We start from the raw sequence: 23,193 nt of genomic DNA on the forward strand, positions 1-23,193 counted from the left end.
TTATCTATTTATTCTCTATTTTAATGAACGCCTTAGGAAACAGCTTCATGGTGACCGCCTCGATCGGGAGTGCACCTTGGACATCAGCGAGTGAAGCCGTCGCGGCCATCTCTCCTTTAACTGTCGGACTAGCGATCATCGTCTTACATGTGCTTGCTTTGATTGCAGCACTTTCTCTCGGGAGTCGATTTAGTTGGTGGACGATTGTTCTCAGTTTTGCACTCGTCGTCCTTTTCGGCGCCGCGATTGATTTCTTCTTATCCATCCATCAATTGATTTACACACCACAGGGACTTTGGATGCGCGCCGTGTACATGTTGATCGGTATGCCATTGATTTCACTTGGACTCGCCCTCTATCTCCAAATCGGATTCGTATTGATGCCACCGGATTACTTGATGAAGTCACTGATCAGCCGCTTTAAAAGTACATCGCTCGGAGCAACGATCAGCCTCGGTATTCCTTTTTTGATCGCTTGCCTCTTTTCACTGATTGAACGCGAACTGATTGGCATCGGAGTCGGAACTTTCATTTTCCTCTTATTGAACGGTCCACTGATCGAATGGTTTCAGCGATTGTTCCCGATTACGGCACGTCCACCTAAACGGACAAGTTCTTGAATACTGTAAAAGAGCTGCTATTGATAGACAAATTCATCTATCAGTAGCAGCTCTTTCATTTACGTATATGATTTTCTTTGGAAGACAAGAATCGATGCACCTAACAAGACGATGATATGAGCCAATACGAACAAGGCGGAGAACGTCAAAGTTGTTCCCATCGCTTCACTCGTACCATAGGTCATAGAATCCTTGAAATACATTGACCAGTCTAAATGCATGAATACGATCCACTTAGCGATTGCTGGTTTGAAACCAACCAGTAAGTTACCCGCAATGCTCGTAAAGAACTGTGCTAGTACGGTGAAGCCGATAATCATTCCAACAGAACGGAACAACAATGAGAAGAATAACGTCATGAATATTGTAAAAATCGGACTGACAACTTCGACGATCGTATCGCGGAACAGAATTGGATCTCCTGCCTCTGAAAACGCAAATGAGCCTGCGTAGACGATCGCAGCGATGAACACGAATTGAAATAACATGATCAAAATCGAAAAGATAAGTTTCGAGAAATAAATCGTCATTCGTGAATACGGACTCATTAATAAGTGTTTCATCGTGTCATAACGTACTTCATTCCCGATGGCTTCTGCCGTAAAGACAATCGTGATGATTCCTAATAGAGATGTCAGTAAAAGGAACGTTAATGAATAATAATCATAACGTGTGAACTCAAAATCATTCGTCTTTGCAATGATGATAATACCAACTGCAATAACGACATACAGTGCTAAGACGATCTTCGCTTTTTTAGTCGTCCACCATTTCATCCATTCATTTTGTATGAGCGAAAGCATGTGAATCCCCCTCTTTTTTCGTTACTTGCAGGAATTGTTCCTCAAGCGTCAAGCGTTTAACGGTCAGTTCATGTAAATCGGCAATCGGCACGACGAGTCGAGCGATAGCTGGACATTCACTTTCCGGTGCGGTGATAATGATTTTATTCTCGAGTACTTCTGATGGGTAGTTTGCGACGCGAAGGGCATCGAGTACATCTGTCATCGCTTCCGCATTGACACGAAGAGCGATTTTCGCTCCGGTTTCATTACGAACGGACTCGACCGACTTGATGACACCCTGATCGATGATCGCGTAACGATCACTGATTTGTTCCATCTCACTCAACATATGGCTTGAAATTAAAATCGCGATATCTTGCTCACGCGCCATTTGGCGTAAATATTCACGAAGCTCCGCAATCCCGGATGGATCCAGACCATTCGTTGGTTCATCTAAAATCAAGACGCGCGGGTTATGTAGCAAGGCACGAGCAATTCCGAGTCGTTGCTTCATTCCGAGTGAGTACTCTCCGACTTTTTTTGAAAGCTTTCCTTCGAGACCAACGAGTCGTGCTAGTGCATCATAATCAACTTGACCGAGTCCCGGAATGAGGTTTTTTGCATGAACCAAGTTTTGTTTTCCTGTCAGATAAGGATAAAACGCCGGATTCTCAACGATTGCTCCGATTTGCGTCAAGGCTTTCGAACGCTCTTCTACGACATCAAATCCATTGACCGTGACTTTCCCTGCATCCTGCTCGAGTAGTCCCGTGATGATGCGAATCGTCGTCGTCTTCCCTGCTCCGTTCGGTCCGAGGAAGCCGAACACTTCTCCTGGGGATACCTCAAAACTGACGTCTTTTAAAATTTGCTCTTTTCCGAGACGCTTTGAGATATTTTCAATCTTTAACATCTGCTCTTCCTCCTCATTCATATTTTGTCTATGCTATTAGTGTACGTGATTTTAAAGGATAAGTTTCATTTCTTACAAATATGTAATCTGATTCCAATTAAAATGGCGTAACAGCAGAAATTTTATATTAAAAATAAAGAATGGAGTCGCTAGATGATTCTCTTTGAACAAGTAACACATGATCACTTTCCGATCATCCAATCGTTGTACGCGAGTGTTCCTGAATATGCGCTCTTAGAAGAACGAGTGCTTCCGCTCTCTGATTCGACCTTACAGGAAGAGTTTTTAAATCCCGATACCGTATCGCTGATTGGGTATGTAGACGAAGAACCCGTCTTGCTGATTGACTACCTACCGAAGCATCCAAAAGACGGTACACCTTGGATCGGTCTATTTTTACTGGATGCTTCTCAGCACGGTACGGGAACTAGCAGTCGGTTACTATCCGCTTTTTGTGATCAGTTCCTAAGTCAGGAACCTCACATTCATCTCGCGGTCTTACCCGATAATTTAAGAGCCCGTCGTTTTTGGGAAAAACACGAATTTCGATACGCGCGAACGAGTATCTCGAATCGCGAACAACACGTAGACGTCTACGTGTATGATGTAAGTAAAAACAAATGAAAACGCATGAATGGAGTATCACACAATGTCCAAACCCTCACTTCGCTTTGATGTTTTGTTAGCGGGATTGATTTCCCTGCTATTTTTTAGCATGACGCTCGGATTAACTTTTTTCATTAGTCACCATGCAACAAACCGACTCCAATCGGAAGTCGGGATGAATCTGTCAACGACCGCTCACCAACTGTCTGATAAGCTTGATCATTACATGTGGTCACGTTATGCCGAAGTAAAATTGCTGGGTTCCTTATCAACGATTCAACAAACAGAACAAAAAGCAGAAACACGGCAGACACTCGAAGATTTACAACGACAGATTCCTGACTTTTCTTGGATTGGTCGCTTAGATGCGAAAGGTAAAGTCGTTGCGTCAACGAATCAGATTCTTGAAGGAACATCGATCAAGGAACGCCCCGTCTTCCAACAAGCCTTGTCACAACCATTCATCGGCGATGTCCATGAAGCTGTCCTACTCGCAAAATTATTGCCAAACCCAAGTGGTGAACCGTTACAATTCGTCGATATTAGTACACCTTTGTACGATAAGGGGCGATTTTCTGGTGTCCTTGCGACACATCTCAGCTTCGAATGGGCAAAAGCGATCGAACAAAGTTTTCAGAGCGCCACGTCCTCTCTCCAACAAGTCGATGTCTTCATCATTAGTCAAGATCGAAAGACGATTTTGCTTGGACCAAGCGGATGGAGCGGTAAAACATTACCTGATAGCGTAACGTTGACTTCGAATGCTTCTGCGACCGCTTCTTGGCAAGGGAAAGAATTCGTCTCTGGTCAAAGTACAAGCCGAGGTTATAAGGATTACGATGGATTAGGTTGGACGGTTCTCGTGCGTCAACCGACTTCGATTGCCTTCGCTGATGCCGACGCTTTACGTCAAACGATTTTTATCGCCGGATTGATTGCCTCTTTCATCACAGCCGTACTCGGATGGATGTTAGCGAAGTTATTGACACGACCATTATTAAAAATCACACATGCCGCCCAACAGATGCAGGATGATCCCTCAAAATCACTCCCGAATCATCGTGGAATCCGAGAAATCGAGACACTGACGGATGCCTTACAACGACTGATTCATCGCTTGCTACATACCGAACAAGAGAAATTGACGTTTGAACGCTTGTCACAACGCGATAGCCTGACGGGTCTTGCGAACCGTAACGGTCTCGCTCAATACATCGAACAATTGCCTGCAGAAACGCATTCTATCTATCTTTGCCTTGATTTAGACGGCTTTAAAGCAGTCAATGATACGTATGGTCACGCGCTAGGTGATCTCCTGCTGATCGAGGTCAGTCAACGTCTCGAACAGTTGCTTCCACCTGGTGGATTCGTGGCTCGTCTGGGCGGCGATGAGTTCATCATCGTTTTGACCACTCAATCCTTAACAGAAGCACGATACTTAGGTGAACAATGGATCGCTCACGTCTCGATGCCGTATCACTTAGAAGAACAAACCGCCCACATCGGGATGAGTATCGGAGTCGCCGAACAGGTGACAGGAGAATCACTTGAACAAGTCATGCATCGCGCTGATTTAGCGCTCTATCGTTCGAAGCAAAACGGTAGAGGATGTATGTCCGTTCATTGACCATTCAGGACGGAGGATTGACAAGCGCAGCTCTCCTCCGTAAGGTGAACGAGAAGCGTATAATTTTTCAACGAGGAGCTGTCAACATGAATCAATGGACACGTGAAGCACGATACCGTCCCCTCTCGGATGTCGATCCGAGCGTCTACCAAGCGATGAAGGAAGAAGTTCGAACATCTCCTTGGCGATTTTCTTACCATATTCAACCTCCGACCGGACTTTTGAATGATCCGAACGGCTTTGTCTATCATGATGGTCTCTATCATTTGTTTTATCAATGGTTTCCACTCGGACCCGTACACGGGCTGAAGTACTGGTATCACATGACATCAAAAGATCTTGTACATTGGTTCGATGAAGGAGCCGCCTTGATCCCAAATGACGATCCTGATTCGCACGGTGCTTATTCCGGTAGTGGCTTCATTAAAGATGATCAAGTGCACATCATGTACACCGGTAATAAACGGGATGCGGATTGGAATCGCCATACGAGCCAAATCGTCGGTCATCTCCGCTCAGATGGACGAATCGAAAAACATTTACCACCTGCTATTCCAAATGTTCCTGAAGGATATACGGAACATTTCCGTGATCCGAAAGTCTTCCAAGATGCATCGGGCATCTGGTACTGCATCATTGGTGCACAGCGCAGTGACTTGACGGGCTGTACTGTCATCTATCAGTCTCAAGATGCAGAGCAATGGACATTCCTCGGTGAGTTACAGACGAACTACCCAACATTCGGTTATATGTGGGAATGTCCTGATTATTTCGAGCTGGATGGAAAAGGAATCCTCCTCTTTAGCCCTCAAGGGATTGAACCAGATGGTCCGAACTATCAAAATATTTTCCAGTCCGGTTATTTCATCGGCGAACCGTTAGCTTTACCCGACTTAACATTCACACACGAATCGTTCCAAGAACTCGATTTCGGATTTGACTTCTACGCGCCACAAACAACTGAGGCGGCAGATGGTCGACGGATTCTTGTTGGTTGGATGGGGCTACCGGATATCAGTTATCCTTCTGACATCTATAACTGGGCACATGCTTTGACATTGCCACGTGAATTAACGATTGAACAGGGGCAACTTCGTCAACGACCTGTCAATGAACTGACACAGCTACGAAAAGAGACGCTGTTTGACGAAACGATTCTTTTCGAACAAGACGTGACAATTGCGGAAGCCGAGATTTTCGAGCTCGTGATAACAGACTTGAAACTATCGTCGGACTCGTTCCGCTTCTCGATTCGTCAAGACGCCACAGAAGAAACCGTATTCCATTACGATGCTGTATCACGTCAATTTACGATTGATCGAAGCCGATCAGGTGCAGAAGTACCTGCCGAATCATTCGGCACTTCGCGATCGACGATTCTTGCGAAAGACTTGCATACATTACGTTTGTTCGTGGATCGTTCTTCATTTGAACTTTTCCTGAACGACGGAGAAGCCGTTGCATCTGGACGGATTTTCCCGAAAACATCCAGTCGAGGGATTGCCTTCTCTGGTGAAGCAGGTGCGCATCTCTCACTCTACGATTTATCTTAAGTAAAAAAAGCATTTTCCTGAATAAAATCAGGAAAATGCTTTTTTGCTTCAATGCTTCAATCGTGATTCTTTTTCTAGATCAAAGGCAAGGATGTGCTGCTCCCCAATCGGACCCATGACGGACTGTAACGTATCAACGTATCCCGTCTTGAAGTACAGTGATTTTGCAGCAATATTCTTTTTATTGACCGCTAATGTGATCGCTGTGACTTCTGGAAAATGATGATGCACGAACTCTGGCAACTGCATCATTGCCTCTTTCGCATATCCCTGGTGCTGATGGCGTGCATCAATGGAAAAGGCACGTAACAGGACACTTTGTTCATGTGTTCGATGTGTTTTAGGGGGGTTAAGATGAAGAATAAAAAATCCGACGACGAGCTCGTCTTTTTTGATGACGACCGGGAATTTATCTGGATGGGCAACCGCATCTGTGACGACATCCGTCGGAAAAGAAGTAAACTGGACTTGTTCTTCCGGAAGAATGAACGCATCACATTGTTCATAATGTTCATTCGTATACATGTGTAATTTCACTACAGACATTCTCATTCCGCCTTCCCTCTTTGTACAGGACAAGAGAGTACTCTCTTACATCTATTCCCATTTTAATGTTTTTGTATCCATTTGCCTAGTCTTTTAGGGTACTCGTCTTACATAACATCCAATAGGCTCTTGTCTCTTTATTCCACGGTTCTTCTTTCCGTAATCCAATCCTGACACTAAAAATGATACACTAGGGAAAGTTCGATTATTGGACGAGAAATAAATACGCTCGAGGTGAACTGTATCATGCATGAAGATTTTTTCGAACAGATGGAGCGATTGACCGGCATTCAACTGAATCCTGTCCAACAACAGGCAATCGAACATGACCATGGTCCGTTGCTGTTACTCGCCTCACCCGGCTCTGGAAAAACAACGACGCTTAATTTTAAGATTGCCTATTTGATTTTACAAAAAAAGATCGAACCGCATCGTATTTTAGGGCTGACCTTCAGTAAGGCAGCAGCTCGCGAGATGGCGGATCGTTTTTATCATCTATTTCACGAATTAATTGGAACGACAGCGGCATTCTCGACGATTCATAGCTTTGCTTTTCAAGTCGTTCGGGATCATACATCCCAGCAACGTCTCTCCTATACGATCATTGAGGGACCAATGGATCAACAACATCCGAATGCGCCACATAAACGCATGTTACTCCGGCGTATTTTCCAGGAAATTAATCGGAGTGTCATTACCGACGACCAAATGGATGAGTTATTACGAATGATTTCCTTCGTCAAGAACCGTCTTCTTTCTTTAAAGGAAATCAAGGCAGTACCGACGACGATCAAACATTTCCCTGATATCTATGTCGCGTATGAACAATTCAAGTCGCGTGATCCCTTACATCCGTTACTCGACTTTGATGATATGTTGACGTATGCGAATACGATTTTGGAGCAAGACCGTCGTCTGTTGCAACATTATCAGCGTCGCTTTGACTATATCCTAACGGATGAGAGCCAGGATACGTCACTCGTTCAACATCAATTGGTCGAAAAGTTAGCCTTACCGCATAACCGACTTTGTGTCGTTGCAGACGATGATCAGACGCTATACAGCTGGCGTGGCGCAGACGCTTCTAAAATTTTGCACTTCAAAGATACGTATCCGAATGCGACGATTCTTTACATGGAACAAAATTATCGTTCGTCTCAAGACATCGTATCCGTCGCGAATCAATTCATTCAGCGCAATAAAGCACGCTATCCGAAACAGATGTTCACGGAGAACGCTGCTGTTCGTCCGATCATCTTAGAGACGTTACCAACTTACGAGGATCAGACCCGCTATCTGTTGAATCAACTACGGACAGAGACGAATTACCGCGAAGTGGCCATCTTATATCGCAACAATGCTTCTTCGATCAACGTCATGAATGCGTTGGATCAAGCAAATATTCCGTTTTATATTAAGGATGTCGATCATAAATTCTTCAGTCATTGGATTTTGAAGGATATCTTAAACTTCATGACATTCGCACAAGATCCGACAGATATCGATGTGTTAGCAACTATTCATACGAAATTCGCCGGGTACATTTCAAAAGCGCAACTTTCTCAATTGCAACAGTTCGGTACGGGTGAATCTGTATTTGATCTACTCATAAACAAAATCGAGATGAAGTTTTATCAAAAGAAACAACTTCAACAAATGAAGCGCACGTTCGCTTCCATCCAAACCGTTCGACCCTCTGCTGCCCTCTCTCTGATTCGTCATGAACTGGGTTACGAAAAGAATTTGCGGAAAATGAGTGAGAGTCTCGGTTTTAGTCTCGATCACCTGCTTGAAACATTGAATACGATTGATAACATCGCAAGTGATGTACCAACGCTACTCGCTTTTCGTGAACGGATCACGCATCTCGAACAATTGATGCGTGATGCGAAACAAAATAAAAATCAAAATGCGGTCACCCTTTCGACCTTTCACAGTGCAAAAGGACTTGAATTCGATCGCGTTTTCATGATTGATCTCGTTTCTGGTATTCTTCCATCGGCTGATACGATCAAGGCGTACAAGAATGGACAACTCGATGATATGGAAGAAGCTGCACGTTTGTTTTACGTCGGCATGACACGGGCGCGACACGAACTACATCTTCTGTCCTATCGTTTTAAATCGAAATCATTTGATATCTCACCATTCGTCGAAGACGTCCATCGCCTTGTCACACCTGATGCTGCAAAACGAAAAGTAGAGCGCAAGCGAACTGCTGTTACAGCGCGAGCTAGCGTTCCTCCACTTCCGATCACTGAGAACATGCGTGTCTCGCATACAGCATTTGGTCCCGGAACTGTCTTGCACCTGGTTGACGATGTGCTGGAAATTTCATTTGATCAAGGAATGAAAAAACAGCTTTCGTTACAAGTCTGCTCTGAAAATGCATTACTCGAAATTTTATGATTAAAAATGGACTGATTCATAAGTCAGTCTCCATAAAGATAGGGGTGGCAGAATGATGATCTGCCACCCTTATCTCGTAAAAAAAGAAGGCCTCGTTTCACGACACTCCTACAGGAAAAAGCGCATCGCGCTGTCAGAGACAAGCAAGACCCGCTTTCCTGCTTGAATGAAGCAGGAAAACTGGCTTGTGTCTCGCCTGAGGAAAGGGCGTGAAAAGACGAGTCCTTCTTTTTAAGTTAATCCCAATTATATACGTCAGTTTTTCGTCGATGACTCATTTTGACGAATCAAGGCATCTCTGATTTCTGTCAATAATTTTTCTTCTGTCGTTGGTACCGCTTCTTCTTCGACGACTTCTTCCTTCTTTCGGAATGAAGTGATGCCTTTGACGAAGATAAACAGCGCAAAGGCGATCAACAAGAATTCGATGCTCGCTTGAAGAAATTGACCGTACTGCAACTCTGCATTTCCGACCATGACTGACAATCCTTTGACATCAATGCCCCCGATGATGATACCGATCAGTGGCATGAAGACGCTGTCGACGAGGGATTTGATGATCCCACTAAACGCAGCACCAAGAATAACTCCGACCGCTAAGTCGATCACATTCCCTCGAAAAGCAAACTCCTTAAATGCCTTAAACATGAAACGTCCCCCTTACCAAGCGCGGGACGCCAACTGCTGAATCGCATATCCGACGCCGTGCTCGTCATTTGATTTCGTCACGTAATTGGCAATCGCTTTGGCCTCATCATGACCATTCCCCATCGCGATCGCCTTGCCGGCAACTTTGAACATTGGAAGATCATTCAGGTTATCACCGATGACAGCAACCTGTTCGATTGGCACACCGAGGTGGTCTGCGAGGATTTTAACTGCCGTTCCTTTATCGGCACCTACTGCCATGACTTCAATGTTATCGTGTCCTGACGACGTGACATAGACACCGTCGACCTTCTGCTCGATTTCCTGCCAGATTTTTTTCATTAATTCTTGATCAAACGAGAATGAGATGAATTTAAATACTTTTCCTGCTTGGTTACGAATGTACGACCGGAATCCATCAATCATCTTGACGTCTTCGTGGACATAATAACGATCGTGGAAGAAATCAAGCACTTGTTTTGCCCGATCACTTTCTTCACTCAACTCTTTCAGGGAATCATAGGCTGCGTCGATCGTCGCTCCTTGTGCTGTCACGAGTCCTCGATCACAGAACATCTCGAAGAAAACTTCATATTGACTGATGATACCGTAAATTTGCTGTGCTTGTTCCGTCGTCAACGTCGTCGCACTCAACTCTTCTCCATCGACGGTCATCACACGTGCCCCGTTTGAAGCAATGATCGGACAGTGGATTCCTGCTGCATCTGTTAATTCTTTTGCATTTAAGTAGTTACGTCCTGTTGCGATTGCAAATTCGACACCTTGTTCGCGTGCCGCTTCAATTGCCTGAATCGTCTCCGGTTCAATTCGTTGCTTGCCCGAAAGAACGGTTCCGTCCATGTCTGATACGAGTAGTTTGATTGGATTTGCCATCGTCTTCACTCTCCTCTTTTTCTATTTCCATACCACTATACCATTTTTCACATTTTGACTGGTCGTAAACGCGGTTTACAAAATCGGTGACAACAAACGCGAAATACTTTCTTTGAATTTGATCGTTCTTGAACGCGCGGCATACGACTCGACCGTCATGAGCTTTGATACCTCACAATCAGCGAGGAAAAGACGTTCTAGTTCAATCGCTACTGTCTGATCATAAACGATTGTATTCATTTCAAAGTTCAACCGAAAACTTCGCGCATCGATATTCGTCGTTCCGACCGAAGCAATCTCACCATCAACAACGATCGTCTTCGCATGTAAAAATCCAGGTTCATACGTGTAGACTTTAGCTCCGTACGATAACAACTCTCCTACAGCAGCAGTCGTTGCCCAGTAAACAAATGGATGGTCCGGTTTGTTCGGAATCATAATGCGTACTTCCACTCCGGACAGAAGGGCTGCCTTACATGCATCTAAATAACTCGTGTCTGGAATGAAATAAGGCGATTGGATATAAATCGTCCGTTTTGCTTCGTTGATCATCTTGATTAAGGCAAGCTTCAAATACTCTGAACGGGAATCCGGACCCGATGTGACGATTTGCATCGGTAATATATCCTGAATCCTATGCGTTCCATAGTAAAACAAAGATTTTTCCGTATAGACGTCACTTGCTTGGTTCCAGTCGAGAATAAAGCGGTCGAGTTGATCATGAACGACGTCACCTTCCAAGCGAAAATGTGTATCCCGCCAGTAGCCGAACTTTTCATCGATACCGAGATATTCCGTACCAACGTTGAAGCCACCAATATAGCCGATTCGACCGTCAATGATACAGGATTTACGGTGATTGCGGTTGTTCAATCGAAAATTAACGAATCCAATCGTCGACGGGAAAAAGGCAAACACTTCTCCTCCGTGTGCGAGTAAATCCTTAAAATCCGTCCGTTTGAGACTTCGTGATCCGACAGCATCATACAATAGACGTACTTTGATTCCACGACGGGCACAATCGGTCAATGTATCGATCAATGCTAACCCGAGACGATCTTTCTGAATGATGTAATATTGGATATTCACTTCATGCTCTGCCTGGCGGATATCTTGAATCATCCGATTGAACTTCTGCTCGCCATCCGAAAGAATCTGCAGTTGATTCGAGAGACTGAGCAGGGAACCGTTCGACATCAGGTTCATCCGAATCATATCACGATGCTTTTGAATCATCGGGTGCCGTCCCATCGTTACAAGTTCTTTTTTCTGTAAGGCGATCCGTCTATCCTGTTCCAGTTGTTCTTCATCCGTGACACGATAAAAATTCGTTTTTTTCAACAATCTTCCGAAAAACAGATAGACGAGAAATCCAACGAGCGGAACGAAATACAAGATGAATACCCATGCCCACGTCGCACCAATATCGCGCCGCTCGAGAAAAATAACCGTCAGGACAGCCAAGATATTCATGATAAGCAATCCGTAGACGATGATGATCGTGAACGTACTCCATACTTCCACCATACGATTCCCTCCCGCTTCAACGGTATTCTTCAATTTTGATTCCTCAGTCTCTTATTCCCGTTTCCTTCCGTGTCATTCTTCTGAAGACAAAAAAACCTTTTTGAAGCACTGCTAGCTTCAAAAAGGTTTAAGTGTGTCATGATTCTTTGCATGGTTCCAGTTGTTGTAACGCCATTTGTTCAAGCGTCGCTTTGACACCTGCTACACAGTCTGGCAATCCAACACCATCATAGGCGAGTCCGGCTAAATGAATGTGCGGATAATGAGAAGCGACGATTTCTCGCACTTCTTGAATCCGCTGTGCATGTCCTACCGTATAGGCCGGTAAGCCGTCTAAGAGACGACTGATGACGACACGTTCCGGTTGCAAGGGACGATCACAGATGTTTTCAAGATCTTCTAAGACGACGCGTTCAATCACTTCGTCTGATTCACGAACGAGTGCATCTTTTCCGGGGCGTCCGATGAAGGCACGAAGCACGGTATGATTCGGTGCTGCATGATTCCACTTTTGATCAATCGCCGTGCATGCTGTAATTGAATACGGCGCCCGACGGTTGACGATGAATCCCGTTCCATCAATCGGTAACGCAGTTTCCTTATCGAAAATCAACGTGACCGTCGCCGTCGAGTGTGTTGAAAGGTTCGCAAGCCCTGGAAGCGTCGCATCTGGTAACAGGGACACGACTTGGCGATGCGGAATCGTCAACAAAATATCATCGGCATATTCTGGACCATGATCCGTTTCGAGACGATATCGCCCGTCTTCTTCCCGTTCAATGGAGCGAAGCGGTGTCTCAAGACGAATCTCTGTCCGTTCGAGCACCTCTTCTAAACGCTCGACGAGAGACTCGAGTCCAGTAGCAAGTGATAGGAATTGACCTGTCGCTTTGAGCGTCGGACCTTGTTGTTGATCAAGCGGACGCATGAGGCGCATCCCTTCGAACAAGCTTCCAGCCTTTTGCTCATTCGCAACGAATTGCGGGTAGGTCGCGAACGTACTCATCCGGTCGATATCACCCGCATAGATGCCTGAAAGAAGCGGTTCGATCAACTTCTCGACGAGCGCATCTCCAAGACGCGGACGCAGGTATTCCCCTAATGGAATGTCTGTTTCCGGAATCGTCAAATCAGGAGCAGGGTGAAGCAAGCGTTCTGTCACCTCTGCCTTTTCTTCTTCCGTCAGTAGAGACGTCTCTGCGAATAACTCTAAATCGGTCGGGATGCCCATGACGGCACCTTTTGGAATCGGGTGGAGACCGCGCGCATCCAAGATATACGCTTGCGACGTGTTATTGCGAACGAGTTGCTCCCCTAATCCAATCTCTTCGATGAGATCCGTCAACACGTGTTTCCGTGCGACGTATGAATCCGGTCCCCGCTCGATCGTCAATCCTTCGTCCCGATATGTCGCCACCTTACCACCGAGACGACCCTCTGCCTCGAGTAACGTGATGTTCATCTCTGGAAACTGCTTCTCTGCATAATAGGCGGCTGCAAGTCCTGATATACCACCGCCCACGATGACGAGACGTTTACTGGACATAACTACCCACCTGTTTCGCGACGGCTTCCGTGACAGCTTTCATGAAAGCTGGATCCGCGTTTGGCATGACAGGTCGCGCATAATGAATTCCGAGTTCGTCGCAGACGACTTTACACTCGTAATCATTATCGAACAATACTTCTAGGTGATCGGCAACGAAACCAACGGGTACGTAGACGAATGCTTCGTATCCTTTTTCTTCGTAGACGTCACGTGTCAAATCCTGAACATCTGGTCCAAGCCATGGTTCTGGCGTTTGTCCAGCCGATTGCCAGCCTGTGATCATATGCGGTACACCAGCACGTTGCGCGATCAATTCAGCTGTTTCCTTCAATTGTTCTGGGTATGGATCACCGTTTGCAATGATTTTTTCAGGTAGACTGTGTGCTGAAACGACGAGAACGGCTTTCTCTTCAGATACTGGTAAAGCGTCGAACGTCTTGCGAATTTCTTTACCCCACCAATCGAGAAACGCTTCTTCTTTGTACCACGATTCGACGGATGCGAGACGGATACCGTGTTGGTCCGCGACTTCCTTCGCACGACCGTTATATGAACGGATACTGAACGTCGAATAGTGTGGTGCTAAAACGACTGTGACTGCTTCCGTAATGCCGTCTTTTGCCATTTGCTCGACAGCATCCTCAACGAATGGCTCGATGTGTTTCAGACCAAGATAGAGTTTGAACTCGATTTCACCAGCATATTTCTCAGACAGTTGACGGTTTAGCTCTTCAGCCTGATCAATCGTGACTTGTGCGAGTGGTGAGACACCACCGATGGCTTCGTAACGTTCCGTTAACTCTGCCAATGCTTCTGGAGACGGTTTGCGTCCGCGACGAATGTGCGTATAATAACGCTCGATATCTTCTGGTTTATATGGCGTACCGTACGCCATAACAAGTAGTCCTAACGTCTTCATTTTCCTACCTCCATTTTCTCTTTCGAATAATCATGGATAAATGCAGTCAATCGTTTCAATACTTCTGGATCGACTTCCGGGAAGATGCCGTGACCGAGGTTAAAGATAAATCCTGGTTGCTTCATTCCCATATCGAGAATTTCCTTCGTTTTTGCTTCAAGGATATCCCATGGTGCTAACAGATAAGACGGGTCGAGGTTTCCTTGGACAGGTTTCGTCAGTCCACGCTCACGTGCTTCGTCAATCGACAAACGCCAATCAAGTCCGACGACGTCTAACGGTAAACTGTGCCATTCCTCTGCCAAGTGACTCGCTCCTACGCCGAACATGATCATCGGCACGCCTGTATCTTTTAATTCTGTGAAAATGCGTTCCATCGTTGGCTTGATGTAACGGACATAATCTTTCCGGCTCGTCGTTCCGACCCATGAATCAAAGATTTGGAACGCTTGGATTCCTGCATCCACTTGTGATTTGATGTAATCGATGACCATGTCACCTAGTTTCTCCATTAAGGCATGCCATACCTCAGGTTGTCCATACATCAATGCTTTCGTTTTATGGTATCCCTTCGAAGGACCACCTTCAATCATATAGCTCGCAAGCGTGAATGGTGCCCCGGAAAAACCAATCAACGGTACTTCGAGTCGTTCCCGTAACAAACGAATCGTTTCATAGATATATGGAATATCTTCACGGTTAAATGGTTGTAATGCTTCAACATCTGCCATCGTGCGGATCGGGTTCGCGATGACTGGACCGATACCACTCTTGATTTCGACGTCAACGCCCATCGATGGAAGTGGCGTCATGATGTCTTTATACAGAATCGCTGCATCGACCCCTAATTGTTTTACAGGTAGTTCTGTCACATATGCGCCTAGTTCCGAGTCATGTGTGATCTCGAAAAGCGTCCGTGTCTTCTTGATTTCACGATATTCCGCTTGATAACGACCTGCTTGTCGCATGTACCAGACGGGAACGTGATCAATCTGCTCGCCACGGATCGCCCGCAAAAACGTATCATTGAATTTCTTCATCATAACTACCCCTTTATACTCGTTCTAACGCCCCAAAAAAACGTACGATAAGTTTGTGAACACAGAAACATTATATCTGAAATTAAGAAGTCTGTGCCAATAAATCGTTTACAAAATGACAGTTCTGTTACCAGTTCATGAAATGTTCACTGTTTCTTGTAAAGACCGAATGCAGCGTTTAATTGACCACGGATCAAGTCAGAACGTTGCTGTTCCGTTACCTTCCGTTCTTTTTCACGTATTTCATGTGTCCGCCAGCCATCTTCAATTTTTTCCGCGACTTCGACAAGTCGCTCGACATCCGTAAATGAATATTTTCGTGTCTTTCCGTTCGTCCGTTCTGGAAAGATTAATTTTCGTTCTTCATAGTAACGAATCTGACGTTCCGATAATCCGGTCAACTCACAGACGATTCCAATCGACATCACCTTTTTCTCACGGTAGTTCATCTTCGTCACTCCTTTCCACAAAAATACCATGTCAGATTTTCTGACACAACACGTTTCTTTGAAAGTATTTCCGTCTAAAGTAAACACATACTTTAAATGGATAAAGGAGGAACGACAATGAAACTGGAACAACTCGCTATCTCAGTCGATACGTTTTATGTCTTATTCGCAGCACTGCTCGTCTTTACGATGCAAATCGGATTCTTACTTTTAGAAACAGGAATGTTACGGGCGAAGAACGCAGGGCACGTCGCTGTCAAACAGATCATCAGCTTCTCAGTTGCCGCCCTCGCCTTTTGGGCCATCGGATTCGGATTGACGTTCGGTGATGGTAATTCCATCATCGGAACGGAAGGATTCTTCTTACAAGGAGGATTCAGCAGTCTTGATTGGTCGAACATCACGATTGATGTGAAGTTCCTCTTCCAACTCTCATTCGTCGCTGTCTCCCTCGCGATCGCTTGGGGCGGATTCGCAGAACGTGCTAAATTATCCGTCTACCTGTTGTTCGGAACGTTTTTCGTTGCTATCATCTATCCGATCATCGCACGTTCCGTTTGGGCAGGTGGATTCCTTGGTTCGCTCGGGATGCAAGACTTCGCTGGATCAACGGTCGTTCACTTGCAAGGTGGAATTGCCGCACTCGTTGCCGCTTTACTGCTCAAGAAACGAATCGGTGCTGAAAAAACACCGTTACTCGGACACAACGTCATCTACTCTGTCGTTGGTGCCTTCATCCTCTGGTTATGTTGGTTCGGCTTCAACGCTGGTTCGACACTAACGATTGCCGATGGATTCTTTAGTTACATTGCCTTGACGACGTTACTTGCGACTGCAGCAGGTGCCCTCGGTGCTCTTGCCATCTCATTCTGGCACCGTCGTGTCGCAGATATCCCTTCGATCATCAACGGCGTGTTAGCTGCACTCGTTGCCATCACAGCAGCCTGTGCCTTCGTCGAACCGTGGGCAGCTGTCGTCATCGGTTTCCTCGCTGGTGTGATCACATATGGAACGAGCATTCTTCTCGCAAGCCGTGTGGATGATCCATTATGTGCCTTCTCCGTTCATGGCGTCGCTGGTATCTGGGGTACACTCGCAACTGGATTCTTCGCTTCACCACGACTCGTTGAAATCACAGGGATCGGACAAGCTGGTCTCTTCTATGGTGGCGGTTTTACGCAACTCGGCGTTCAAGCACTTGGTGTCGTCTTTGCCGTCGTCATCGTCAGCGTCTTAAGTTACGCATTCTTAAAAGTTCTCGACCTTACGATTGGTCTTCGGATCACACGCGAAGATGAACTCCGCGGACTGGATGTTGCAGAACATGGTCAATCTTCTTACGATCTTCCTGCCCCGGTCAGCAAAGAATTACGTATGGTTGAAGAAGAAGACCTCTCAAACGAACGTGTCAATTAATAATTAGTAAAGAACAAGAGCCTACACGATGGATTCATCGCGTAGGCTCTTTCTTGTTTATTACTTTCGAGCGTAGTATTCACCAATCACAAGCGCCAAGGCTGCCCCACCAACGACATAGATGGATCCGCTTAAAAAGAATCCAATAAGTGTCAGTACGATACATTGACTGATTGCTGCGAAGCGGATGATTTTCTGTTTCGCATGTACAGCATTTCCAAACGGTAATAGACGAGTCAATAGGTGTTGGTCCACTGCCTTCGTGAACGGTGCTAGCTGAAAGCTTGTCAGTCCTGCAAACGCAGGAATTGCAAGCGCAACGAACAACTCGTTGCCATTTGCCAACCACATGAACACGGTCCCAATCAATGTCAAACGAACTATCAATCCGATCCCGTCCCCACTCCGGATGAACTGTTTGACATACAAGTAATCGAATGTCGTTTGCGCTCGATGTGGAATCCGCTCGACCATGTTACTTAAGAGACGACGGCGTTTATACGTTGCTGTCAAATGAGGAACATCGACGAACCAATTTGCTAGTCGGTAAAAACGATCGCGCGATTCCTGCTCAAGAGCAATCCATTCGCGTAGAGGAAGATGGTCCTGACGCTTCAAATGGAGTACGACCATTAAGAGAAGTGCGACGACGATTGTCATCCACGCCATATCGATGATGACGAGTAGTGCCGCTCCGAACGCATATAACATCACCGTCCGATGGGCGATGCCTTCAAGCTTTGATAAATTCGCAGCCGCTCCGAACAAAGCAAGCGCTACCCCAAGTAAAACAAGTTCAAGTGGTGTCGTCTGTTCCGTTCGAACATAGAGAACAACGACAGCTAAAAACGGAATCACGGCACGGATGATACCAAAGACCGCATTGTACGCTCGTACTTGTTGCATAAACCCTGATAACTTCGCTAATACCGGTAACAGAAACACTTGATCCGCTTCGACGAGAAACGTCCGACTTGTTCGGTAGAGCGGTAAAATCAGAAATAAGGCTGCCATGACGAATCGACCAGGAAGCGATGGATCGAGTTGGTCGAGGAAACGACCGTAGACGACTAAACCGTACAAAATAACGAAGTAAACGGTGAATAACAGTCCACCATTCGCCATATATCGTGTATATTTCACTGTTTCCGTCATCGCCGCCTGGTATCGTTCCTTCCATAAGGACTGGCTGTTCATCGTTCCGCCTCCTCGATTGCGGCAACGTACAGATCATCCAGCGTTCCATCTTGCAGTCCATATCGCGCTCGTAAAGCAGCTGTCGTTCCTTCTGCTGCAATGTGACCCTCATGTAAGAGCACGAATCGATTACAGTGACGCTCGGCTGTCTCAAGGATATGTGTTGACATTAAGATCCCTTTTCCATCCTGTTTCAGTTCACTAAAAATCTGAAGTAACTCACGAATCGCTAAAGGGTCTAGTCCAACGAACGGTTCATCGACGATCAACAGCTCACTCCCTGTGACGAGTGCGCACAAGATCATCGCTTTTTGTTTCATTCCTTTTGAGAAGACACTTGGAAACCATTCGAGTTGCTTCGTCATCCGAAGTCGTCCAGCGTAATGTTGCGCGCGTTCTGTCGCGATCGCTTCTTCGACGTCATATCCTTGCGCCATCAGACGAAGGTGCTCCCGTAATGTCAGTTGTTCATATAACATCGGCTGTTCTGGAATATATGCAACTTGGCGACGATATTCGGTTTCGTTCGTTGCTAAATCCATTCCATTGATTCGAACTGATCCCGTCTTAACTGGTAAAAGACCGAGTATGTGCTTGATCGTCGTTGATTTTCCGGCACCGTTCAACCCAATCAGACCGACGAGTTCACCCCGATCCACTTCGATATTGATGTCATGCAGAACGGTTTTTGACCCGTATCCCCCAGACAAACCTTTAATGTCTAATAACATATTTGCCACTCCCTTTAGGCTCATCGTAAAGTAGACTCGCTTCGTTTTTCTAGCGTAATGCCTAGTTTTTTAAAATATAATGTTTTAATACTTGTTTTTTCGGTAATTACTCTAAGTGTAATCGTTACATCAATATATGAAAACGATTTACATGTAAATTGAAAGTGAAATCAATGAATCGTCCATTCATTCTCTATCAAGTGGTCTAATCGTCTAGTCATTTAAAGAATGAACGATTTCAGATTTTTTCATTTTCGCACGTGTTTATAACTGCCTGAAAACAGGTAAAACTAATATGTAGAGGAGATGTTTTAAAATGGGTTTCTTATGGGCACTCATCATTGGTGGTCTCATCGGTTGGATCGCAAGTTTAATTATCGGGAAAGATGTGCCGGGTGGCATCATCGGTAACATTATCGCTGGTTTCATCGGTTCGATGATCGGTCAAGCCATCTTTGGTTCAATGGGACCAAAAATCGCTGGTTTCGCAGTCATTCCGGCTATTCTCGGAGCAGTCATCTTGATCTTCATCGTCTCACTTATTCTCCGGGCAGTACGTAAGTAATCATATATCTTAAATTGAAAAGGAGTGTTTTAAATGGGATTCTTATGGGCATTAATCGTCGGTGGTATTATTGGTTGGTTAGCAAGCTTGATTTTAGGTAAAGATGTTCCAGGTGGTATTATCGGTAACATCATCGCTGGTTTCGTTGGTGCATTGATTGGTCAAGCATTATTCGGAGATTGGGGTCCAATGGTTGCTGGATTCGCAATCGTACCTGCTTTACTCGGAGCTATCATTCTTATCCTCATCGTATCGTTCATTCTCCGTGCGGTGAATAAACGATAACCAAAAATCCTCGGACGTTCTGTCCGAGGATTTTTTTTAGTCTTTTAATTGTAACCACATGCCGTCTTCTCGCTCGACGACACGTTTTTCTGCTCGCAGATTCAACCATTCGAACACACCTTCGAGAAAACTAGACGGATATTCCCAAACCGTACCGACTTGCTCTCGCTTCTTTCGTTCTGGTTTTCCAGCGATGGCTTCAAGTTCATCCGGAGTCTTATTCAATCGGATTAACAATTCTTCCACCTGCCCCGACTGATAGGTTACTTCATATCCATCGTACCGCGCTCGATTGGCAACGGTCGAATCAGGCGTGCCGAACGTATTCTCAAACGAGTCACGCGAACGTCCAAGATAGCCAGTCATCGTATCGATACTTTTTCCAGTCCGGGCTTTCACTTCCGTCTCAAGTAACGTTTTGATATCGACTGCATATTCGTTCGAAACGGTCGTATTGAACCGATCAGCTAATTTAAAGTCGACTGTCGCGTTCGGTTCATCTCCGAGTTGTACAGTCTTTGATTCCTGGACGGTCTGTCCTGATTGTTCCGCACTTACTTGAACATCATACTCTCCAGGAGAACGCTTGACTTCAAGAGATTTCTGATCGATCGTCCCGACTTCTTCTCCATCTAGTGAAACCTTTGTTCCCGGTAGATCACTCGAAACGGTTAACCGTTGAGGATTCACATCGAGAGAGTACCGGTCATACCAAAGCCATCCATCCTCTTCTTGTAACGAAAACAGATGTGTCTTCACTTGCTTACCTGCGTCTTGATCCTGTTTGACTTGTGCGATGACCCGGTCCGTCCGCTCTGCATCAGCCGTCAACCAGTTAACGAGTCGCGTCGCCTCACTCATCGGTAGTGACTTATCGTTCATCGTGACTAGCTTTTGGAATCCACGCTGATCCTTTTCCTTTAACAAGGTAGCAAGACGCTCGTCTGTTTTCTCCATTTTCGCCGCTTCTTGCATGTTACGCCCAAACCAAAAGGCAACGAATAAGAAAAGACCGACGACGATAACGCTACCGACGAGCAGACGCCGTTTTCGTTTTTTTTGTGCCGTCGAGGCTACTCGTGATGCCATGCAGTTCGCTCCTTCCCTTCAGTAGCTGTATGTTTCTAAGTGTATCGGGTTCAATTTGACTGTCAATCGTGCGGAAGTCGGAAACTTTCCGTATACTAATGTTATCTTACCCAAAGGAGTGAACGTTCCATGCAAAAAGAGTCATGTATCTTCTGTAAAATTGCTCGCAAAGAAGTCCCTGGTCATATCGTATTCGAGAACGAACAAGTTCTCGCCTTCCTCGATTTGTCACAAGTGACGAAAGGACATACGCTCATCATCCCAAAACAACATGCCGATAATTTGTATGATCTTTCTCCTGAACAAGCACAAGACGTATTTGCGACGATCCCGCAAATCAGTCGTGCGCTTCAACAAGAGACAGAGGCAGCTGGCATGAATCTCTTATCGAATACAGGAAAAGTAGCGGGTCAATCGGTCTCCCACTTCCACCTGCACCTCATTCCGCGTCACGATAAACAAGACGGTTTCGGTGCGAAATGGGAAGTTCATAATGACGATTATACGGCAGAGGAATTGGCTGAACTCGCTAACTCGATCGCTTCTCGCATCTAAGTCTGCTCTTTTTCTTCTATTCTTAGAAAAATATTGCCGAAATAGGTTTCTTTCATTCGATTTTCGGTAAAATAATATGAAACAAATATTTTAATATTAAAAAGGAGGTTCAATATGTCGAAGCGTCCCGCCCGTAACTGGGTCGCTTTTGGTGCTACGCTAACACTTGTGACTTTTTACGGTCTGAAGGCGCTTCGCCAAGGTACGAAAAGCGACTCTTCGAACGGTCATCAACGTCGAAATTCTTATTCTACAATCGTAACGAATGTGCAGGATTTGACCCAGGAGGGCAAGAACTTAGTAGAGACAGCAAAAGCGTCTGGTATGCACTTCAAAGAAGAAGTCATGCAGAGCGTCTCGGAATACCAAACGGAAGTCCAAGCATCGCTCACGAAGATCCAGTCTCTCGCTGATGAAGCGAAACAGGAAGCAGACCAGCTTTCTCCACAAAAGTAAGATCCGTTGCTTCGATTTGTTTTTGTATAGTTTGCATTTTGCGCGTTTGAGCCATTGTCACCTTTCGAAAGGATGAGTCAGATATGGAACACGAAAAGTTATATCCTGGACAAGAGGCTTTGTTGTATAGCCACAAGATTGTCCAGTTAAGCAAAGCACTATGGAAAACGGTAGAAAAAGATTGGCAAAATTGGATCAAGCCTTTTGATCTGAACATCAATGAACATCATATCTTGTGGATTTCGCACGCGCTAGGCGGTGCCTCGATTTCAGAGATTGCGAAGTATGGTGTCATGCACGTCTCGACGGCGTTCAACTTCTCGAAGAAGTTAGAAGACCGCGGACTGTTGACGTTCTCAAAAAAGGAAACAGATAAACGAAATACCTACGTCCAGTTGACACCAGAGGGCGAATCACTCTTGCTTGAGACGATTCAAGCGTTCCGCCCTGAAGAAAACGGTGTCTTCCGTGCATCACTTCCTCTTCAGGAACTGTACGGGAAGTTCCCGGAATTAACGGACATTTCTGCGATCGTACGTCGCTTGTATGGCGACAGCTTCATGGACATATTCGCTGAGACATCAAAGATGATCACAGAAGAAGCAGATCGTCGCCCTCAAGATCCAGTCATGGACTCAATCAAAAAAGCATAACCTTACTAAAAGCGTTTTAGCCTCTAGCTAGAATGCTTTTTTTAGGTCTTTTTTCCTCATGACAAGGACATTACTACTATGTCTCAAGAGCGTTATTTCCCTCACAATTTCCCATAAAAATTATCCTCAACCGGCTACTTGGATGTGATAGCATGGAAAAG

General features: G+C 45.5%; 23 protein-coding genes and 1 pseudogene. 11 read left to right on the forward strand and 13 right to left on the reverse strand.

What is annotated here, in order from left to right:
• Nucleotides 1–47: 47 nt before the first annotated feature.
• The gene (locus B3G15_RS03795) at nucleotides 48–620 is read left to right on the forward strand and encodes a YczE/YyaS/YitT family protein (RefSeq protein ID WP_231884703.1); all 573 of its coding nucleotides are present in this window, start codon (nucleotides 48–50) and stop codon (nucleotides 618–620) included.
• Between the two features lie 59 nt (nucleotides 621–679).
• Here the strand turns inward: B3G15_RS03795 and B3G15_RS03800 are convergent, their stop codons facing one another.
• Both B3G15_RS03800 and B3G15_RS03805 read right to left on the reverse strand, forming a co-directional pair.
• On the reverse strand, nucleotides 680–1,423 hold the full coding sequence (locus B3G15_RS03800; RefSeq protein ID WP_058703698.1) for an ABC transporter permease: 744 nt from the start codon (nucleotides 1,421–1,423) through the stop codon (nucleotides 680–682).
• Nucleotides 1,401–2,318 carry an ABC transporter ATP-binding protein gene (locus B3G15_RS03805; protein ID WP_029340951.1) on the reverse strand — a complete coding sequence of 306 codons (918 nt, stop codon included), beginning with the start codon at nucleotides 2,316–2,318 and terminating at the stop codon, nucleotides 1,401–1,403. The genes B3G15_RS03800 and B3G15_RS03805 overlap by 23 nt, the downstream gene beginning before the upstream one ends.
• A 153-nt stretch (nucleotides 2,319–2,471) precedes the next feature.
• Here B3G15_RS03805 and B3G15_RS03810 point away from each other — a divergent pair, with 153 nt between their 5' ends.
• The 3 genes from B3G15_RS03810 (at nucleotide 2,472) to B3G15_RS03820 (ending at nucleotide 6,104) form a co-directional block, all read left to right on the forward strand.
• A complete protein-coding gene (locus B3G15_RS03810; protein ID WP_290715865.1) occupies nucleotides 2,472–2,942 on the forward strand; it encodes a GNAT family N-acetyltransferase in 471 nt (156 codons plus the stop codon).
• A 25-nt stretch (nucleotides 2,943–2,967) separates the two neighbouring features.
• Nucleotides 2,968–4,551, forward strand: a complete 1,584-nt coding sequence (locus B3G15_RS03815; protein WP_290715868.1) for a sensor domain-containing diguanylate cyclase — start codon at nucleotides 2,968–2,970, stop codon at nucleotides 4,549–4,551.
• Nucleotides 4,552–4,637: 86 nt separating this feature from the next.
• On the forward strand, nucleotides 4,638–6,104 hold the full coding sequence (locus B3G15_RS03820; protein WP_290715871.1) for a glycoside hydrolase family 32 protein: 1,467 nt from the start codon (nucleotides 4,638–4,640) through the stop codon (nucleotides 6,102–6,104).
• Nucleotides 6,105–6,152: 48 nt separating this feature from the next.
• Here B3G15_RS03820 and B3G15_RS03825 read toward each other — a convergent pair whose 3' ends face one another.
• Entirely contained in the window at nucleotides 6,153–6,650 is a 498-nt protein-coding gene (locus tag B3G15_RS03825; protein WP_195865574.1) for a GNAT family N-acetyltransferase, read from the reverse strand.
• A gap of 246 nt (nucleotides 6,651–6,896) precedes the next feature.
• On the opposite strand from B3G15_RS03825, the gene B3G15_RS03830 reads away from it, so the two are divergent.
• On the forward strand, nucleotides 6,897–9,059 hold the full coding sequence (locus B3G15_RS03830; RefSeq protein ID WP_290715874.1) for an ATP-dependent helicase: 2,163 nt from the start codon (nucleotides 6,897–6,899) through the stop codon (nucleotides 9,057–9,059).
• A 255-nt stretch (nucleotides 9,060–9,314) separates the two neighbouring features.
• On the opposite strand, the gene mscL is transcribed toward B3G15_RS03830, so the two are convergent.
• The 7 genes from mscL to B3G15_RS03865 form a co-directional block, all read right to left on the reverse strand.
• A complete protein-coding gene (gene mscL, locus B3G15_RS03835; protein ID WP_290715877.1) occupies nucleotides 9,315–9,707 on the reverse strand; it encodes a large-conductance mechanosensitive channel protein MscL in 393 nt (130 codons plus the stop codon).
• Nucleotides 9,708–9,719: 12 nt separating this feature from the next.
• Entirely contained in the window at nucleotides 9,720–10,601 is an 882-nt protein-coding gene (locus tag B3G15_RS03840; protein ID WP_290715880.1) for a Cof-type HAD-IIB family hydrolase, read from the reverse strand.
• Nucleotides 10,602–10,676: 75 nt separating this feature from the next.
• Nucleotides 10,677–12,128, reverse strand: coding sequence for a cardiolipin synthase (gene cls / locus B3G15_RS03845; RefSeq protein ID WP_290715883.1), 1,452 nt, complete (start codon nucleotides 12,126–12,128; stop codon nucleotides 10,677–10,679).
• 136 nt (nucleotides 12,129–12,264) lie between these two features.
• Nucleotides 12,265–13,674: a protoporphyrinogen oxidase gene (hemG, locus tag B3G15_RS03850; protein ID WP_290715886.1), complete on the reverse strand. Its 1,410-nt coding sequence runs from the start codon at nucleotides 13,672–13,674 to the stop codon at nucleotides 12,265–12,267.
• Complete coding sequence (hemH, locus tag B3G15_RS03855) at nucleotides 13,664–14,596, reverse strand: ferrochelatase (protein ID WP_290715889.1); 933 nt, start codon at nucleotides 14,594–14,596, stop codon at nucleotides 13,664–13,666. The genes hemG and hemH overlap by 11 nt, the downstream gene beginning before the upstream one ends.
• Nucleotides 14,593–15,639 carry a uroporphyrinogen decarboxylase gene (gene hemE, locus B3G15_RS03860; protein WP_023467354.1) on the reverse strand — a complete coding sequence of 349 codons (1,047 nt, stop codon included), beginning with the start codon at nucleotides 15,637–15,639 and terminating at the stop codon, nucleotides 14,593–14,595. The genes hemH and hemE overlap by 4 nt, the downstream gene beginning before the upstream one ends.
• Before the next feature lie 143 nt (nucleotides 15,640–15,782).
• Complete coding sequence (locus tag B3G15_RS03865; RefSeq protein ID WP_023467353.1) at nucleotides 15,783–16,085, reverse strand: MerR family transcriptional regulator; 303 nt, start codon at nucleotides 16,083–16,085, stop codon at nucleotides 15,783–15,785.
• Between the two features lie 117 nt (nucleotides 16,086–16,202).
• On the opposite strand from B3G15_RS03865, the gene B3G15_RS03870 reads away from it, so the two are divergent.
• On the forward strand, nucleotides 16,203–17,501 hold the full coding sequence (locus B3G15_RS03870; protein ID WP_290715894.1) for an ammonium transporter: 1,299 nt from the start codon (nucleotides 16,203–16,205) through the stop codon (nucleotides 17,499–17,501).
• Nucleotides 17,502–17,561: 60 nt separating this feature from the next.
• Here B3G15_RS03870 and B3G15_RS03875 read toward each other — a convergent pair whose 3' ends face one another.
• Nucleotides 17,562–18,698, reverse strand: coding sequence for an ABC transporter permease (locus tag B3G15_RS03875; protein WP_290715897.1), 1,137 nt, complete (start codon nucleotides 18,696–18,698; stop codon nucleotides 17,562–17,564).
• Nucleotides 18,695–19,429, reverse strand: a complete 735-nt coding sequence (locus B3G15_RS03880) for an ABC transporter ATP-binding protein (protein WP_290715900.1) — start codon at nucleotides 19,427–19,429, stop codon at nucleotides 18,695–18,697. Before B3G15_RS03880 ends, B3G15_RS03875 begins: the two co-directional genes overlap by 4 nt.
• A 316-nt stretch (nucleotides 19,430–19,745) precedes the next feature.
• Between B3G15_RS03880 and B3G15_RS03885 the strand changes: the two genes are divergently transcribed.
• Nucleotides 19,746–19,994 carry a GlsB/YeaQ/YmgE family stress response membrane protein gene (locus tag B3G15_RS03885; RefSeq protein WP_023467349.1) on the forward strand — a complete coding sequence of 83 codons (249 nt, stop codon included), beginning with the start codon at nucleotides 19,746–19,748 and terminating at the stop codon, nucleotides 19,992–19,994.
• 33 nt (nucleotides 19,995–20,027) lie between these two features.
• On the forward strand, nucleotides 20,028–20,279 hold the full coding sequence (locus B3G15_RS03890; RefSeq protein WP_029340936.1) for a GlsB/YeaQ/YmgE family stress response membrane protein: 252 nt from the start codon (nucleotides 20,028–20,030) through the stop codon (nucleotides 20,277–20,279).
• A gap of 36 nt (nucleotides 20,280–20,315) precedes the next feature.
• Here B3G15_RS03890 and B3G15_RS03895 read toward each other — a convergent pair whose 3' ends face one another.
• Nucleotides 20,316–21,368, reverse strand: a complete 1,053-nt coding sequence (locus B3G15_RS03895) for a TcaA second domain-containing protein (RefSeq protein WP_064300384.1) — start codon at nucleotides 21,366–21,368, stop codon at nucleotides 20,316–20,318.
• A 126-nt stretch (nucleotides 21,369–21,494) separates the two neighbouring features.
• Between B3G15_RS03895 and B3G15_RS03900 the strand changes: the two are divergent.
• From B3G15_RS03900 to B3G15_RS03910, 3 genes and pseudogenes are all read left to right on the forward strand, one after another.
• Nucleotides 21,495–21,923, forward strand: a pseudogene (locus tag B3G15_RS03900) (HIT family protein); the annotation flags it as partial.
• A 114-nt stretch (nucleotides 21,924–22,037) separates the two neighbouring features.
• Nucleotides 22,038–22,379, forward strand: a complete 342-nt coding sequence (locus tag B3G15_RS03905) for a hypothetical protein (protein WP_023467345.1) — start codon at nucleotides 22,038–22,040, stop codon at nucleotides 22,377–22,379.
• Nucleotides 22,380–22,462: 83 nt separating this feature from the next.
• Nucleotides 22,463–23,032, forward strand: coding sequence for an HTH-type transcriptional regulator Hpr (locus B3G15_RS03910; protein ID WP_023467344.1), 570 nt, complete (start codon nucleotides 22,463–22,465; stop codon nucleotides 23,030–23,032).
• Nucleotides 23,033–23,193: the final 161 nt, after the last annotated feature.

Origin of the sequence: Exiguobacterium sp. UBA1053, from assembly GCF_002316465.1 — a bacterium.
Lineage (GTDB): Bacteria > Bacillota > Bacilli > Exiguobacteriales > Exiguobacteriaceae > Exiguobacterium_A > Exiguobacterium_A abrahamii.